General features: G+C 72.1%; 14 protein-coding genes. 4 read left to right on the forward strand and 10 right to left on the reverse strand.

What is annotated here, in order from left to right; all coding sequences use genetic code 11:
- Positions 1–44: 44 nt before the first annotated feature.
- The 3 genes from pgsA to O7624_RS08660 form a co-directional block, all read right to left on the reverse strand.
- Positions 45–638 carry a CDP-diacylglycerol--glycerol-3-phosphate 3-phosphatidyltransferase gene (pgsA, locus tag O7624_RS08650; RefSeq protein WP_093410413.1) on the reverse strand — a complete coding sequence of 198 codons (594 nt, stop codon included), beginning with the start codon at positions 636–638 and terminating at the stop codon, positions 45–47.
- A 71-nt stretch (positions 639–709) separates the two neighbouring features.
- A complete protein-coding gene (gene rimO / locus O7624_RS08655) occupies positions 710–2197 on the reverse strand; it encodes a 30S ribosomal protein S12 methylthiotransferase RimO (protein WP_282239632.1) in 1488 nt (495 codons plus the stop codon).
- Positions 2198–2254: 57 nt separating this feature from the next.
- Positions 2255–3178, reverse strand: coding sequence for an NAD(P)-binding domain-containing protein (locus tag O7624_RS08660; protein ID WP_093410411.1), 924 nt, complete (start codon positions 3176–3178; stop codon positions 2255–2257).
- 135 nt (positions 3179–3313) lie between these two features.
- Between O7624_RS08660 and O7624_RS08665 the strand changes: the two genes are divergently transcribed.
- Complete coding sequence (locus tag O7624_RS08665; protein WP_093410155.1) at positions 3314–3628, forward strand: SMR family transporter; 315 nt, start codon at positions 3314–3316, stop codon at positions 3626–3628.
- Positions 3629–3712: 84 nt separating this feature from the next.
- A complete protein-coding gene (locus tag O7624_RS08670) occupies positions 3713–3940 on the forward strand; it encodes a hypothetical protein (RefSeq protein WP_093410153.1) in 228 nt (75 codons plus the stop codon).
- A 469-nt stretch (positions 3941–4409) separates the two neighbouring features.
- Here O7624_RS08670 and O7624_RS08675 read toward each other — a convergent pair whose 3' ends face one another.
- Positions 4410–6857 carry a DNA translocase FtsK gene (locus O7624_RS08675; protein ID WP_282239633.1) on the reverse strand — a complete coding sequence of 816 codons (2448 nt, stop codon included), beginning with the start codon at positions 6855–6857 and terminating at the stop codon, positions 4410–4412.
- Positions 6858–6969: 112 nt separating this feature from the next.
- On the opposite strand from O7624_RS08675, the gene O7624_RS08680 reads away from it, so the two are divergent.
- A complete protein-coding gene (locus tag O7624_RS08680; RefSeq protein ID WP_282239634.1) occupies positions 6970–7449 on the forward strand; it encodes a YbjN domain-containing protein in 480 nt (159 codons plus the stop codon).
- A gap of 116 nt (positions 7450–7565) precedes the next feature.
- Positions 7566–9068 (forward strand): YbjN domain-containing protein, encoded by a 1503-nt coding sequence (locus O7624_RS08685; RefSeq protein ID WP_282240577.1) that lies wholly within the window; start codon positions 7566–7568, stop codon positions 9066–9068.
- A 48-nt stretch (positions 9069–9116) separates the two neighbouring features.
- Here the strand turns inward: O7624_RS08685 and O7624_RS08690 are convergent, their stop codons facing one another.
- From O7624_RS08690 to O7624_RS08715, 6 genes are all read right to left on the reverse strand, one after another.
- The gene (locus tag O7624_RS08690) at positions 9117–10301 is read right to left on the reverse strand and encodes a S1 family peptidase (protein ID WP_282239635.1); all 1185 of its coding nucleotides are present in this window, start codon (positions 10299–10301) and stop codon (positions 9117–9119) included.
- Between the two features lie 166 nt (positions 10302–10467).
- Positions 10468–12159: a ribonuclease J gene (locus O7624_RS08695; protein ID WP_093410143.1), complete on the reverse strand. Its 1692-nt coding sequence runs from the start codon at positions 12157–12159 to the stop codon at positions 10468–10470.
- Positions 12160–12211: 52 nt separating this feature from the next.
- The gene (dapA, locus tag O7624_RS08700; protein ID WP_093410140.1) at positions 12212–13138 is read right to left on the reverse strand and encodes a 4-hydroxy-tetrahydrodipicolinate synthase; all 927 of its coding nucleotides are present in this window, start codon (positions 13136–13138) and stop codon (positions 12212–12214) included.
- Positions 13139–13216: 78 nt separating this feature from the next.
- Positions 13217–13960, reverse strand: coding sequence for an FAD-dependent thymidylate synthase (thyX, locus tag O7624_RS08705; protein ID WP_093410405.1), 744 nt, complete (start codon positions 13958–13960; stop codon positions 13217–13219).
- Positions 13961–14022: 62 nt separating this feature from the next.
- Positions 14023–14562, reverse strand: a complete 540-nt coding sequence (locus O7624_RS08710) for a DUF2752 domain-containing protein (protein ID WP_282240578.1) — start codon at positions 14560–14562, stop codon at positions 14023–14025.
- A gap of 74 nt (positions 14563–14636) precedes the next feature.
- Positions 14637–15866 carry a crosslink repair DNA glycosylase YcaQ family protein gene (locus tag O7624_RS08715; protein ID WP_282239636.1) on the reverse strand — a complete coding sequence of 410 codons (1230 nt, stop codon included), beginning with the start codon at positions 15864–15866 and terminating at the stop codon, positions 14637–14639.
- Positions 15867–15872: the final 6 nt, after the last annotated feature.

A 15872-nucleotide genomic window follows, 5' to 3' on the forward strand; every position in this document is an offset into this window, starting at 1 on the left:
CGGCCGCGAGGCGGTCTACGCGTCGCAACGCCGTTGCCCCGCCCTCACCCCTGGGAGCGTCGCAGCCGGGTGGCCTGGGCGATGTAGTCCAGCCCGGTGACCAGGGTGACCGCGACCGCCGCACCCATGATCCACGGCCCGATCGGGGTCAGAGCGGCCGGCATCGGCCACAGGTACCAGGTGATGGCCAGCACCTGGAGCGCGGTCTTGATCTTTCCGCCCCGGCTCGCGGCGATCACGCCACGCCGGATCACCCAGAACCTCATGGCGGTGATCCCCAGCTCCCGCGCCAGGATGACCACCGTCACCCACCAGGGCAACCGGTCGTACCAGGACAACAGCAGCAGGGCGGCGCCGGTGAGTGCCTTGTCGGCGATCGGGTCGGCCACCTTTCCCACGGCGGTGACCAACGCGAACCTCCGGGCGATCCACCCGTCGACCAGATCCGTCACCGAGGCCACGGCGAAGATCACGCAGGCGATGACCTGCCATCCGGCGTGCGTCATCCCCGACATGACCACCGAGGCGGCGAAGACCGGTACGAGCGCCAGCCGCAGCGCGGTCAGGGCGTTGGCGGCGTTGACCACGGGTACCCGGGCCACCACCGGCACCGGAGGCGACTCCGTCGCCCCGGTCATCGAATCGCCCCGCTCGGCTGGCGCACCCGGCACCGCACCTCGTGCCTCCTCCGCCTCGTCCCAGCCCACCGTCACCGCGCCGCGCCGGGCGCGGCGGAGATCATCTCATCCGGCACGGCGAGCAGGTCGACGCCCTCGGTACCGGTCACCGTGGCGCGGACCAGGTCTCCGGGGCGCAGCGCGGCCAGGTCGACGCCGCCGCCGTCGGGGGCGACCAGGGTGGTCGACCCGTCCACCTCCGGCGCCTGGTGTGCGGCCCGCCCCTCGACGACCCCATCGTCGACCGAGTCGACGAGCACCTCCACCGTCGAGCCGAGGCGGTCCTCGGCCCGCTGCGAACACAGCTCGTCGGCGAGCGCGCTGAGCCTGTCGTACCGGCGTTTGATGGTGGCGGCGGAAACCTTGCCCGACAGCCCGGCGGCTTCCGTGCCGTCCTCGTCGCTGTAGTCGAAGACGCCGATCGCGTCGAGCCGGGCCTCGGTGAGGAACCGCACCAGCTCGTCGACGTCGCCCCGGGTCTCGCCGGGGAACCCGACGATGAAGTTGCTGCGCGCCCCGGCCTCTGGTGCCAGTTGCCGGGCGGCGGCGAGCAGTTCCAGGAAACGGTCGGTGGAGCCGAAACGACGCATCCGGCGCAGCACCGGCTCGCTGGAGTGCTGGAACGACAGGTCGAAGTAGGGCGCCACCCCGGGCGTGCTGGCGATCGCCTCGATCAGCCCGGGCCTGGTCTCGGCCGGCTGAAGGTAGCTGGCCCGTACCCGCACGATGCCCTCGACGGCGGCGAGTTGGGGCAGCAGCTTCTCCAGCGCGCGCGGGTCGCCCAGGTCCTTGCCGTACGAGGTCGAGTTCTCGCTGACCAGCACGAGTTCCCGGACGCCGCTCTTGGCCAGCCACTCGGCCTCGGCGAGCAACTCGTCCGGAGTACGCGAGACGAAGGCGCCCCGGAAGGCGGGGATGGCGCAGAACGCGCAGCGTCGATCGCAGCCGCTGGCCAGCTTGAGCGAGGCCACCGGGCCGCTGTCCAACCGGCGACGCAGCACCGTACGCAGGTGGGCCGGGGTGTGCTCGTCGACGTCGGTGCCGCGGCCGTGCCCGGGCAGGGAGACCGCGCTGTCGCGACGGGCGACCGGGGTCAGCGGCAGCAGTTCACGCCGGTCGCGGGGAGTGTGTGCGGCGACCTCCCGGCCGGCGACCACGGCGTCCAGCCGAGCGGCGATGTCCGGGTAGTCGTCGAAGCTGAGCACCGCCTGCGCCTCGGGGAGGCTGTCGGCCAGTTCCCGCCCGTACCGCTCTGCCATGCAGCCGGCCGCCACCACCTTCGCCCCGGTGTCGGCGGCGGCCAGCAGCGTCTGGATGGAATCCTGCTTGGCCTTCTCCACGAAGCCGCAGGTGTTGACGACCACCACGTCGGCGCCCTCACCGTCGGTGGTCACCTGCCAGCCGTCGGCGTGCAGGCGGGCGGCCAGTTCCTCCGAGTCGACCTCGTTACGGGCACAGCCCAGGGTCAGCAGTGCGACCCGGCGACCATCGGGGGAAGGTGAGGAGGTGGCAGACACCATCCGAGGGTACCGGGCGGCGATGCCCGTACCGGCGACGGCGGTCCGCACCGGGTCGGGTCAGGCCGCGGTGGCGAGGATCCGGACCACGCGGTCGAGCAGGAAGACCTCGGTGCCGGCCAGACCGACCGAGCAGAAGACCGAGATCTGGTCCGCGTCGGTGCGGCCGGGCGCCGTGCCGGCCAGCACCGCACCCAGGTCGCGCAACCGGGAGGCGTACGGCGGCAGCGCGGCGAGCATCGACGGGGCGTACGACCGTGCCTGTGCCACCGAGTCACTGGCCAGCACGGTGGCGGCGTCGAGCAGGTCGGTGCCGAACTCCGCACGGTCCACCTGCTTGAAGCCGACCACGTTGACGTGGGTCCCGGCGCTCAGGTCGGCGGCGCTCAGCACCGGTGTCGGGCTGGTGGTGGCCAACACCACCACGTCCCGGTCGCGTACCGCCTCGCGGGCGGTGTCCACCGCGCGGGCCGAGATGCCGAGTTCGGCCCGCACCCGGGCGGCGAACGCCTCCCGACGCGCCGCCGAGCGGCTGTGCACGGTCACCTCCCGCAAGGGTCGCACGGCGGCGGCGGCCCATACCTGGGTCCACGCCTGACCGCCGGAGCCGATCACCCCGACGGTGGCCGCGTCCGCGCGGGCCAGCGCGTCCACCGCCACCCCGCCCAGCGCGCCGGTACGCCGGGAGCCCAGTTCCTCGCCCACGGCCACGGCCCGTACCGCCCCGGTCCGCCCGTCGTGCAGCACCACCACCTGCTCGGTTTCCGGGTGCCCGAACGTGTCGTACGCCCGGTATCCGTACCACTGCCCGACCAGGTGCCCGGCGGTGAGCACCATCCGGCCGGCGCCGAGCGACGCGGCGGCCCGCGGCGGGGCGACGAGCCGCCCGTGGTACGCGGCGAGCAGGGCCTGACGCATCGCGTCGACCGAGGTCGCTGCGTCCAACGCGGCGGCGACCTCCGGATCGGAGATGAGCACGGTCACGGGTCCATGGTGCAGCTTGAAGCAGGCTTGAGGTCCATCCCGGGTGATCCGTCTCACCCGGACGGCCCGTTGCCCGGTGCTACGGTCGATTTCGGCGGCCCACGGCGGCCGGGCCAATTCCGAAGAGGTGACCCGATGGCCTGGATCGTGCTGGTGCTCTCCGGACTACTCGAAACGGCCTGGGCGATCGCCCTGGACCGCTCCGCGGGATTCACCCGACCCGTCGCCTCGGTGGTCTTCGCGATCACGCTGGTGCTGAGCATGGCCGGCCTGGCGTACGCGCTGCGGGAGATCCCGGTCGGCACCGGCTACGCGGTGTGGGTCGGCATCGGCGCGGTCGGCACCGCTCTCGTCGGCATGGTGGCGCTCGGCGAACCGGCCAACCTGCCCCGCCTGCTCAGCCTGCTGCTGGTGGTGGCCGGCGTGATCGGCCTCAAGCTGTTCCACTGACTCGCGGGCGGGCGGGCGTGACGAACGTCCGTAGTGGGTAGAGATCCGGACAGCAGACCTGAGACTCGTCCCCTGGAGGAAGACATGGCCACCAGCACCGTCCGCTCGACCAGCGCCGCCCGCATCTGCACCATCGTGGGTTTCGTGTGCGCGGTACTCGCGCTGCTACTCAACCCGATCCTCTTCGGAGTCATCGGTCTGGTCCTCGGCGTCGTCGGCGCGGTGCTCGGTGACAAGCCGCTCGGCTGGTACGCCGCCGCGGCCAACGTGGTCGCCATGCTGCTGAGCATGCTGATCCTCAGCGCCCTCTGATCCCCGGCTACTTCGATGGCCCGCCGCACTCCGCGGCGGGCCATCTCCATGACCTCATCCACCCCTGCGTCGACGTCCCACCCTCGTCCCGCATGGCTGTTCCGCACTAAGAAGCCCGGCCGAGCACCGCTACGGACAGCAACATCGCGGGCCGAACACGAACCGTAGCGCCAGCGGGCAGCCGCCCCATACCCCTTCCGCCGCTTTGCTCTGCTTCAACCCACGCAACAGCTTCTGAGCTGGGGCGATGAAAACGCATCCGCCGCCAGCGGGCGATCGACCGTTACCTTCGGTGACCGTTGCGTATATTGAAGCAGAGCAAAGGGGGCAGAGGTGTAGGTGTGTTCCCGGGCAGGAATTCACGTTGAGTAACGAAGATGGTCAGCTCGCCCCACGGCCGCGGCTGCGGCTCGGCGAGCACCTCGACGCCTGCCTCGGCCAGCCGGCCCAGCTGGCAAGGGGCGGCGGCTCAGCCATCGCCGCCCCGCAGACCCTCCAGGACCTCTTCCAGCTCGTCCGGCTTGACCAGCACGTCACGTGCCTTGGATCCTTCCGACGGGCCGACCACGCCCCGGGTCTCCATCAGGTCCATCAGCCGGCCCGCCTTGGCGAAGCCGACCCGCAACTTGCGTTGCAGCATCGAGGTCGAGCCGAACTGCGAGGTGACCACCAGCTCGACCGCCTGCGTCAGCAGGTCCAGGTCGTCGCCGATGTCCTCGTCGATCTTCTTCTTGCTGTCCTGCGCGGGGGTCAGCACGTCCGGGCGGAACTCCGGCTCGCGCTGGTCCTTGCAGAACTTCACCACGTCGTTGATCTCGCGCTCGGTGACCCAGGCGCCCTGGATCCGCACCGGCTTCGAGGCGCCCATCGGCAGGAACAGCCCGTCGCCCCGGCCGAGCAGCTTCTCCGCGCCCGGCTGGTCGAGGATGACCCGGGAGTCGGCCAGCGACGAGGTCGCGAACGCCAGCCGGGACGGCACATTGGCCTTGATCAGACCGGTCACCACGTCGACCGAGGGCCGTTGGGTGGCGAGTACCAGGTGAATGCCGGCGGCCCGGGCGAGCTGGGTGATCCGTACGATCGAGTCCTCGACGTCGCGCGGGGCGACCATCATCAGGTCGGCCAACTCGTCCACGATCACCAGCAGGTACGGGTACGGACGCATCTCGCGCTCGCTGCCCGGCGGCGCCTTGATCTCGCCGTTGCGCACCTTGCGGTTGAAGTCGTCGATGTGCCGGACCCCGTTGGCGGCGAGGTCGTCGTAGCGCATGTCCATCTCACGGACGACCCACTCCAGTGAGTCGGCCGCCTTCTTGGCGTTGGTCACGATCGGGGTGACCAGGTGCGGGATCCCCTCGTAGCCGGTCATCTCGACCCGCTTCGGGTCGATCAGCAGCAGCCGCACCTCGTCCGGCGTGGCCCGGGTCAGGATGGACATGAGCAGGCTGTTCAGGCAGCTCGACTTGCCGGCCCCGGTGGCCCCCGCGATCAGGATGTGCGGCATCTTGGCCAGGTTGGCCACCACGTAGCCACCCTCGATGTCCTTGCCGAGAGCGACCACCATCGGATGGTGGTCGCTGGTGGCGGCGCGCGAGCGCAGCACGTCACCGAGGGCCACGTTCTCCGGGTCGGTGTTCGGGATCTCCACACCCACCGCGCTCTTGCCCGGGATCGGGCTCAGGATGCGGACGTCCGGTGACTTCACCGCGTACGCGATGTTGCGGGAGAGCTGGGTGATCCGCTCGACCTTGACGCCGTGGCCCAACTCGACCTCGTAGCGGGTCACCGTCGGGCCCCGGGTGAAGCCGGTCACCGCCGCGTCGACGTCGAACTGGTCGAAGACACCGGTGAGCGCGGCGATCACCTCGTCGTTGGCCTTGCTGCGGGTCTTCGGGGCGGCCCCGCTGCCGAGCATGTTCGACGGCGGCAGCGTGTAGTCACCAGCCAGGCCGGTCAGCGCCAACTGCTCGGCCCGGGTCGGCGCGGGCGAGTGCTCCGGCGGCTCGGCGGGCTTGCGGCTGGCCGGTACCCGGGACGGCGCCTTGCGCGGCAGGACCATGGTCTCCTGGAGGTCCGCGCCGTCCAGGTCGTCGAAATCGTCCGGGTCGACCGGCGGTGCCGCACGTTTGGCGGGACGGCGGCGAGTCGGCGTCGCAGGCGCCTCCGCCGTCTCCGCCTCGTCCTGCCCGACCACCCCGCCGGCCAGCAGGCCGAGCCGCTCGGGGATCTTGTTGATCGGCGTCGCGGTGACCACCAGCAGCCCGAACACCAGCAACAGGACCAGTAACGGCACCGCCACCCAGGCCGTGACCGCGCGCTCCAGCACGCTGCCCACCCCCGCGCCGATCAGGCCACCTGCGAAATCCCGCTCGCCCGGGCCGGCCGGCTGCTGGCCGATGTGCAGCAGCGCCGCGGTGGAGACCAGCATGGACCCCCAGCCGACCAGCCCGCGCCCCCGGTGCTCGGGGTCGCCGGGCTGGCGCATCAGCCGCCAGGCGCCGATGCCCAGCAGCACCGGCACCACGATGGAGATCGCCCCGAGGAAGAGCCGCACCGTGTCGGCCAGTCGGGCACCGACCGGGCCGGCGGCCGAGAACCAGATCGCGCCCGCACCGAGCAGGGCGAGACCGATGAGCAGCAGGCCGGCGCCGTCGCGGCGATGCTCCGGGTCGAGGTCGCGGGCCGAGGCGGCCTGCCGACCCGCCGCGCGTACCGCCCAGCCGACCCCGTGGGCCAGCCCCATCCACAGTGCCTGGATCGCCCGACCGACGTACGCGGCGGGGCCCGGCCCCCTGGTCGAGGTACGGCGGCGTACCGGCGCACGGGTCTTCTTGGCCGGCTGGCGGGCACGACTGTTCGTGCTGCCACGCGGCGACGCGCCGCGCCGCCGACTCGCCTGAGGGGTACGGCCCGCCATAGCATCACCGTAACGGCGGGCCGGGTGATTGGCCGGTCATCCTGGTCGCTCCGCGTGTCGCAACGCGGTCCCTGCCGCCTGCCGTGATATTCGCCTCGCGAGGGAGTGTCCGATGGGGTCGCCGGAATTCGAGGACCACGCCGGCGACCCGTTGGCGGGTCATCCGTCGACGCTGCGACCGCTGACCCGGGAACTCGTCGCCGCCGTGCTGAGCCGTCGCGGTCACACCGTGGCCGGCGACGCCGACGGCGCGCTGGTGGGCAGGTGGGCGCAGGGGCACATCTGGTTCCTCCGCGCCGGAGACGCCGGGGAGTTGCTCCAGGTACGTACCGTCGCTGCGCCCGCCTTCGCGGTCCAGGACGTGCCGTGGCTGCACGACTTCTGCAACACCTGGAACCGGGACCGGTTCTGGCCGAAGGCGTTCGTGCACATCGACGACACCAATCAGGCCCGGGTCTGCGGCGAGGTCATCACCGACCTGGAACGGGGCGTCACCCCGCACCAACTGGATCGGCTGCTCGACCGGGGGATCTCGGCCGGCTGCCGACTCGCCGGCGAGGTGGGCCGGTTCGCGGGGACGGCGCGCCCGTGACCGGGCCGGTCCCCGGCGCTCGCCGGAGCCGCGGCCGGGCGCGAGGCACCGCCCGGCCGGCCGACGGCGTACGCGCCGACCAGCGGATCGCCACCGCCCTCGCCGAGGCGAGGGACATGCCCGACGGCGAGGTGCGCGTCAGCGAGTTGGAACGGGTCGCCGCTCTCGCCGAGGCGGACGACGATCGGCGTACCGCGCTGGACGCCTGGTCCGAGCTGGTCGAGACGCACCTGCGCGGCGGCGAACGGTGGCGGCTGTTCGAGCCGGTCCGGCGTTGCCTGCGGGCAGCGGAGCCGGACGACGACACGCTGCGCCGCTATCGGCGGTACGCCGTCGAGGCGCTGCTCGGCACCCCCCGCATCAGCCTGGACCAGGCTCGCGGCGTCCTGAACGGGCTCACCGAGGAAGGCGGCGAGGCGAACGCGGCGCTGGTGGCACAGCTGCGGTGCCGGATCGCCGATCACGTGGGCGACGAGCCCGCCGCCCGCCGGTGGCTGGCACGGTGGCGGGTCGGGGCACCCGATCCGGCCGCCGGATGCCCCGACTGCCTGCCGGTACGGCAGGCGGAGCTGCTGGCCGGCTGGGGCGACTGGGCTGCCGCGCTCGACGTGCTCGATCCGTTGCTCGACGCCCCGGCCGGCTGCACCGCCCAGCCGGAGGCGGCCCTGACCGCGGCGCTGCTGCCCTGGCTGCGGGCAGGCCACGCGCGGCGGGCGGGTCACGCGCACGTACGGGCGTACCGGCGACACCGGACGGAACCCGACGGGTTCGGCCAGATCGCCACCCACCTGCGTTTCTGTGCACTGGGTGGGCATCTCGACCGCGGTGTGGAGATCGTCGTCGAGCAGTTGCCCCGCCTGGACCGACCGCACGAGGATCTGTCCGTCATGGAGTTCGCCGCGGCGGGGGCGCTGGTCTGCGCGCTGGCGGGCGAGACGGCCACCGGTCGGACGGTCCACCGACCGGCATACGGTGGACGGCCGGCCGCCGAGGTCACGGTGGGTCAGCTCGGCGCTGAACTGCTCGCCGTCGCGACCACGCTGGCCGGTAGCTTCGACGCCCGCAACGGCACCGGGCACCAGTCCGGCCGGATTGCCGCCTGGCTGGCCGAGCGTCCGCTCGTCCCGCCGGTGCCGCTGCCGGCCGAAGAGGAGTTCGAGTCGGCCGACGAGTTCGGGCCGGGCGGTGACACCACCGAGCTGGCCGCGGACGAGATCGGCGCGCTGACGGTGACCATGATTACCGATGCGCTGGATCGGCGGGGTGACGGGTACACCGTCGATGCCGCCGGCACGGTGCTGGGACGCTGGGGCGATGCGGTGATCCAGTTCCGGCGGGCCGGAGAACGCCACGACATCCTGCACGCCCGGGTGGTGGCCGGGCGTCGGCTGGCGGCGACCCGGCGCACGGAGGCGTACGCCTTCTGCAACGCCTGGAACCGGGACCGGCTGCTCCCCAAGGCGTACGTGCACGAGCCGGGCGACGGTGAGCTGGTGCTGGCCGGCGAGGTGACCACCGACCTGGCGTACGGCGTCGCCCCGGATCAGGTCGCGGTGCTGGTCGACGCCGCCGTCCGCACCGGTGTCGCGTACGCGGCGGCGGTCGCCGCCCTGCCCTGACCCGACCCGGCCGGGCGCGGAAGAAGCACCCGGCCGGGATGGGGCGGATCAGCGCCGGCTGCTCAGGGCGCGGAAATTCTGCGTGGTGAGCAGGGTCAGGTTGTTGCGCTGGAGGATCTCGTTCACCGGCTGGTAGAACGTGGTCCCGCCGCGGACGCAGTCGCCGGATCCGCCGGAGGTCACGCCCTGCGCCTGGTTGCCCGAGATCCACGAGCCACCGGAGTCACCGGGCTCGGCGCAGACGTTGGTTCGTACCAGGCCGCCCACCAGCCCTTCCGGGTAGCGGACGGTGGCGTTGCGGGCCTGCACCGTGCCGCACCTGACCCCGGTGGTGGAGCCGGAGCGGCAGATCGACGAACCGACCGGCACCTCCTGCGAACCGGCCACCCGGGCCACCCCGCCCCGGAAGTCGGTCACCTCCGGCAGCACCCGGGTGTTGTTGTTGACCTGCACGAAGGCCCAGTCGTCACCGGGGAAGGACGAGGCCCGGAAGACGCCCTGCGGTGCCCGGTCGGCACCGGTGGTGCGGTCACCGACCTGCCCGCAGTGGCCCGCGGTGACAAAGCCGCCAGCCACCGCGAAGCCGACCGAGCAACGGCCGCTGCCGATGAAGTACGGTTCGCCGCCGCGTACGTCGGCGAAGAGGCGTGGCTGTTCCTCGGTGGCCATCCGCACCGCGGTCCGCGGCACCCCGGCGCGGGCCACGAAACGCCACCCGGCCGCTTCTGCGCCCGGCTCCGCGAGGACCACCACGGTGTTGGCGGCGACGTCGACGTACCAGCCGGCGACCTGCTGGGCACGAGCGGCGGTACGGTCCATCCGCGTCTTGAGGGTGTCGAGCTGACGCACCCCACGCTCGACCACCTTCGGGACCGCCCCGGCGGCCCGGACCCGCTGCGCCTGTGCCGCGTCGGCGACCGCCACGTTGAGTTCGCTGCCGTCGGCGCTGAGCCAGCTGCCGCCGTAGGCCGCGCCGAGATCCGCCCGGAGCTGGTCGACCACCCCGGACGCCCAGCGTTCGGTCTTCAGACGCGCGGCCACCTGCGACTCGTCCAGCCGTAGGTCCCGTCGCATCGCCTCGACCACGTCGGGGTCGGCGCCCTCCACCGCCGCACTGGTCGGTGCGCCGACCGGCGCGCCACCGTCACCGGCGAACGACGGCAGGGTGACCGCCGTCGCCGCGCCCAGAGCCGCCACCACGACACCGATGGCTGTCAATCGTCTGCGGTCCATCCGCCATGCTCCTCCCGGCTGGCGCGGTTACGCCTGCCGGCTCGGAGTACGGGCAAAAGGCCCGACCGGTTGAACCCGCCCACCGACTAATCGATTTGCTGACGCCGATGGGCCACCACCCGCCAGGTGTGGTGGCCCATCGAAGTCGGTCCGGTACGCCCGGTGGTCAGACCTCGACGACGGTGGGAACGATCATCGGGCGACGACGGTACGCGTCGTTGACCCAGCGGCCCACGGTGCGCCGGACGATCTGCTGGAGCTGGTGCGGGTCGGTGATCCCGTCCGCAGCGGCCCGGTTGAGCGCCTCGGTCACCAGCGGGATCACCGCGTTGAACGCTCCCGGGTCCTCGGAGAACCCCTTGGCCGAGACGGTCGGGCCGGCGACCACCTTGCCGGTGACCGAGTCCACCACGACGGTCGCGGCGATGAAGCCACCATCGCCGAGGATGCGCCGCTCGGTGAGCAGTGACTCGCTGACGTCGCCGACGGCCAGGCCGTCGACGTAGACGTAGCGGCTCTTGACGTGCCCCACCAGGCTGGCCCGCCCCTCGACCAGGTCGACCACGTCGCCGTCCTCGCAGAGCACCACCCGATCCGCTGCCACGCCGGACTCGATACCCAGCCGGGCGTGCGCGCGCAGGTGTCGCCACTCGCCGTGCACCGGCATCAGATTGCTGGGCCGAACCACGTTGAGCAGGTAGAGCAGTTCTCCGGCCGGGGCGTGTCCGGAGACGTGCACCTTGGCCACGTCCTTGTGCACGACCACCGCACCGGCCCGGGCGAGCCGGTTGATCACCCGGTAGACGGAGGTCTCGTTCCCCGGCACCAGCGACGAGGCGAGCACCACCGTGTCACCGGGTGCGATGGTGATGTGCCGGTGATCACCGCTGGCCATCCGGCCCAGGGCACTCATCGGCTCGCCCTGCGAACCGGTGGACATCAGCACGATCTGCTCGGGCGGCATCGAGGTCGCCTCGTCGAGGCCGACGACCAGGCCGGGCGGGATGTTCAACAGACCCAGATCCCGCGCGATGCCCATGTTGCGGACCATCGACCGGCCGATCAGGGCGACCTTGCGACCGTGCTCGGCGGCCGAGTCGAAGACCTGCTGCACCCGGTGCACGTGAGAGGCGAACGAGGCCACGATGATCCGACCCCGGGCCTTGGCGAAGATCGCGTCGAGGACCGGACCGATCTCCCGCTCGGGCGTGACGAAGCCCGGGATCTCCGCGTTCGTGGAGTCCGACAGCAGCAGGTCCACGCCCTCGGCACCGAGCCGGGCGAAGCCGGCCAGGTCGGTGATCCGGCCGTCCAGCGGCAACTGGTCCATCTTGAAGTCGCCGGTGTGCAGCACCAGCCCGGCCGGGGTCCGGATGGCCACCGCGAGCGCGTCGGGAATCGAGTGGTTCACGGCGAAGAACTCGCACTCGAACGGGCCGAGCCGCTCCCGGCCGCCCTCCCGCACGGTCAGCGTGTACGGCTGGATGCGCCGCTCGGCCAGCTTCGCCTCCACCAGCGCGAGGGTGAACTGCGAGCCGACCAGCGGGATGTCGGGCTTGTGCGCGAGCAGGTAGGGCACCGCACCGATGTGGTCCTCGTGGCCGTGCGTCAGGACGATCGCCTGGATGTCGTCGAGCCGGTCGAGGATCGGGCCGAAGTCCGGCAGGATCAGGTCGACACCGGGCTGCTCCACGTCCGGGAAGAGCACGCCGCAGTCGACGACCAGCAGCTTGCCGTCGTACTCGAAGACGGTCATGTTCCGGCCGATGGCGCCGAGCCCGCCGAGCGGTATGATCCGCAGTCCGCCCTCCGGCAGCGGCGGTGGAAGTTGGGCCTCCTCGTTGTGCGCCTCGGTCACGCGTTCACCTCATTCTGCGACGCCGTCACCCGGCGTCCGTCGTGTCGTTTGATCATTCAGGGAGCGGTAGGCCCGCCGCCGCGCAGTCGGCGCGCAGCTGGGCGATCTCGCCATCGGTGGCGTCCACCAGCGGTGGACGGACCGGCCCGCCCGGCAGGCCCTGCGCCGCCAGGCCAGCCTTGACCAGGATCACACCCTGGGTACGGAAGATCCCCGTGTACAGCGGTAGCAGGCGGCGGTGCAGCGTCAACGCGGTCGCCGTGTCGCCCGTGTCGTACGCCTCGATCATCTGCTTGGTCTCGGCACCGGTGAAGTGCGTGGAGGTGCCCACCACGCCGACGCAGCCGACGGCCAAAGCGGGCAGGGTGAGCGCGTCCTCGCCGCTGTAGTACGCCAGCTCGGCCCGGCTGGTCACCCAACTCGTCGCCGTCAGGTCGCCCTTGGCGTCCTTGACCGCGACGATGCGGCCGTGTTCGGCGAGCTGGACCAGGGTCTCGGTTTCGATCGCCACGCCGGAGCGGTGCGGGATGTCGTAGAGCATCACCGGCAGCCCGGTGGCATCGGCCACCTCGGTGAAGTGGCGTAGCAGACCGGCCTGCGGCGGCTTGTTGTAGTACGGCGTGACCACCAGCAGCCCGTGCGCACCGGCCTTCTCCGCGGAGGTCGCCAGCTCGATGGTGTGTCGGGTGTCGTTGGTGCCGACCCCCGCCACCACCCGGGCCCGGTCGCCGACGGCCTCCACCACGACCCGGATCAGGCGTTCCTTCTCGGCGTCGGTGGTGGTCGGTGACTCGCCGGTGGTGCCGTTGACCACCAACGCGTCGTTGCCCTGCTCCGCGACCAGATGATCCGCCAGCCGCGCCGCGCCGTCGAGGTCGAGCGCCCCGTCGGCGGTGAACGGGGTCACCATGGCCGTGAGCACCCGGCCGAACGGACGGGAGGCCGTTCGCACCGGAGCGTCGAGGTGGTCGTGCGTCATGGTGACAACCTATCGGACGGCCGACGGCCGGCCACCGGGGAAGGGCTCACCAGCCCCGGGCGGGCGGTCCGACGCCCGTCAGGACACCTGGGCGTACGGGCTCTGCGCCACCTCCGTGCCGTCGGGCAGCGTCGAGATGGTGAAGTCGGCGAAGACGTTCGGCGCGACCCGCTGCAACTGTCGGAGGCACTCCACCGCCAGCTCACGGATCTCCACGTCGGCGTGCTCGGTGGCGCGCATGCCGACGAAGTGCCGCCAGGCCCGGTAGTTGCCGGTCACCACGATGCGGGTCTCGGTGGCGTTCGGCAGCACCGCCCGGGCCGCCTGGCGGGCCTGCTTGCGCCGCAGGGTCGGGTTCGCCACGTCGGCGAAGCGCCGCTCCAGCCCCTCCAGCAGGTCGTTGTAGGCCCGTACGCTGGCCTCGGCAGCCTCGACGAACCGCTTGTGCAGTTCCGGGTCCTCGGCGATGACCGTCGGCTCCACCATCGCGGCGTCCCGCTCCGGCACGTACCGCTGCGACAGCTGCGAGTACGAGAAGTGCCGGTGCCGGATCAGCTCATGGGTGAACGAGCGGGACACACCGGTGAAGTAGAAGCTCACTGAGCCGTGCTCCAGCACCGAGAGGTGCCCGACCTCCAGAATGTGCGCCAGGTAGCCGGCGTTGGTGGCCGTCGCCGGGTTCGGCTTCTTCCAACTCTGGTAGCAGGCCCGCCCGGCGAACTCCGCGAGCGCCTGCCCCCCGTCGGCATCGGTCGACCACGGCACGTCCTCCGGCGGGTCGAACTGGGTCCACGCGATCAACCTGACCTGGGGCTGCACCATCTCCGGCATTCCTGGGACTGTAGTCGAGACCCACTGACGACCGGAAAACGCCGGTCCGGGCGCTACACGTAGAGGGCGGTGAACGGGGCCCAGGGCAGGTTACGGACCACCGAGAAGGCGAGCCAGGCGGCGAGGAACCCGCCGACCAGCTTCGGACCGATGCGTAGCTCGGGAAGCCGCCAACCGAACGCCTGCCGACCGGCCCAGGCGACGAAGAGGTACGCCAGGAAGGGCAGCGCGAAGACGAAGAGGAAGTGGTGACGGGCGGCGGCCGGCAGATCGGCGTGCAGCACGTACCAGAGGGCACGGGTGCCGCCACATCCCGGGCAGTCCAGCCCGGTGGTCAGCTTGAGCAGGCAGGTCGGCAGGGCATCGGGCGCGGAGCGGGTGGGATCGCTGAGCAGCGTGTACCCGATGCCGGCGGCGACACAGCCGACCGCGGCCAACGGCACCACCCAGCGCGGCGTGCGAGCGTGCGTCCGGGTCACGAACCGGGTGAGCCGGTCGGACTCGACCACCGGATAGCCGGCTGGATATCCCGCTGACCAGTCGCCCTGCTGCGCTACGCCCGCCGGCCCACCGGACGGGTGACCGGCGTCCAGGCGACCATGTGGGTGCTCGCCGTGCAGGTCGGTCTGCGGCTGGGCGTCCGGTCGGTCAACGCTCGTCACGAGCATCACCGTACACCGGCCACGCCCACCAGCGCGGCGGCCAGTGGTGCCGCGAGGTCACCGGCGGCCGGTGGCGCCACCGCGTCGAGGCCGAGCCAGCCGGCCAGCCGGTACAGCTCGGCGGCCAGCGCGATCGCCGTCTCCCCCGGGTCGACGCCCGGCTCCACCCAGGCGGCCGGCACCAGCAGCACCCCGGACTTGCGGTCCGCCTTCAGGTCGACCCGGGCGGTGAAGCGCTCGCCCTGGCGGAACGGCAGCACGTAGTAGCCGTACACCCGTTGCGGCGCGGGCACGTAGATCTCGATGCGGTAGGTGAAGTCGAACAGCCGCTCGGTGCGGGCGCGTTCCCAGACCAGCGGGTCGAAGGGGCTCACCAGGCCGTTGCCGCGTACCCAGCGGGGTAGCCGGGCCTCGGCGTGCAACCAGGCGGGCTGCCGCCACCCCTGGACCGTGACCGGTCGCAACTCCCCCGCCTCGACCAGCTCGGCGATGGCCTGCCGCGCACCGGCCACCGGCAGCCGGAAATAGTCGCGCAGCTCCGGCTCCGAGGCCACCCCGAGCGACCGGGCCGCGACGCCCACCAGCGTGCGGTGAGCCTGCGCGTCGGTAGGCGTCGGCGCGGCCAGGACCTCCGCCGGTAGCACCCGCTCCGGCAGGTCGTAGCGGCGGGCGAAGGAGCCGGTGCGCTGTGCCGCGCACACCTCGCCGGCCCAGAAGAGATACTCCAGGGCCTGTTTCACCGCCGACCAGTTCCACCCCCAGTTCCCGGTCTGTCGGGGTACGTCGTGCTCGATCTCGGCGACGGTCAGCGGGCCCCGGGCGGCCACCTCGTCGCGTACCCAGGCGACCAGGGCGGGCTGCTCGGCGGCGATGCGGCGCATCCCGCCCCAGGCGTCGGTGTGTGCCCGGGCCATCCGCCAGCGCAGCGCCGGATGCAGGGCGACCGGCACCAGCGACGCCTCGTGGCCCCAGTACTCGAACAGCTCCCGGGGACGGCGGTAGGCGGCGGAGTCGAGCAGCGTGGTGGGGTAGGGCCCGAGCCGGCTGTAGAGCGGCAGGTAGTGCGCCCGTTGCAGCACGTTCACCGAATCCATCTGGATCAACCCGACCCGGTCGAGCACCCGACGCAGGTGACGGCGGGTGGGCACCCCGGAGGGCGCCGGATCGGCGAAGCCCTGCGCGGCCAACGCGACGCGGCGGGCCTGGGCGAGCGAGAGCGATTCCGGTGCGGCCATCGCAGG

It is taken from the genome of Verrucosispora sp. WMMD1129 (genome assembly GCF_029581255.1).
Taxonomy (GTDB): domain Bacteria; phylum Actinomycetota; class Actinomycetes; order Mycobacteriales; family Micromonosporaceae; genus Micromonospora; species Micromonospora sediminimaris.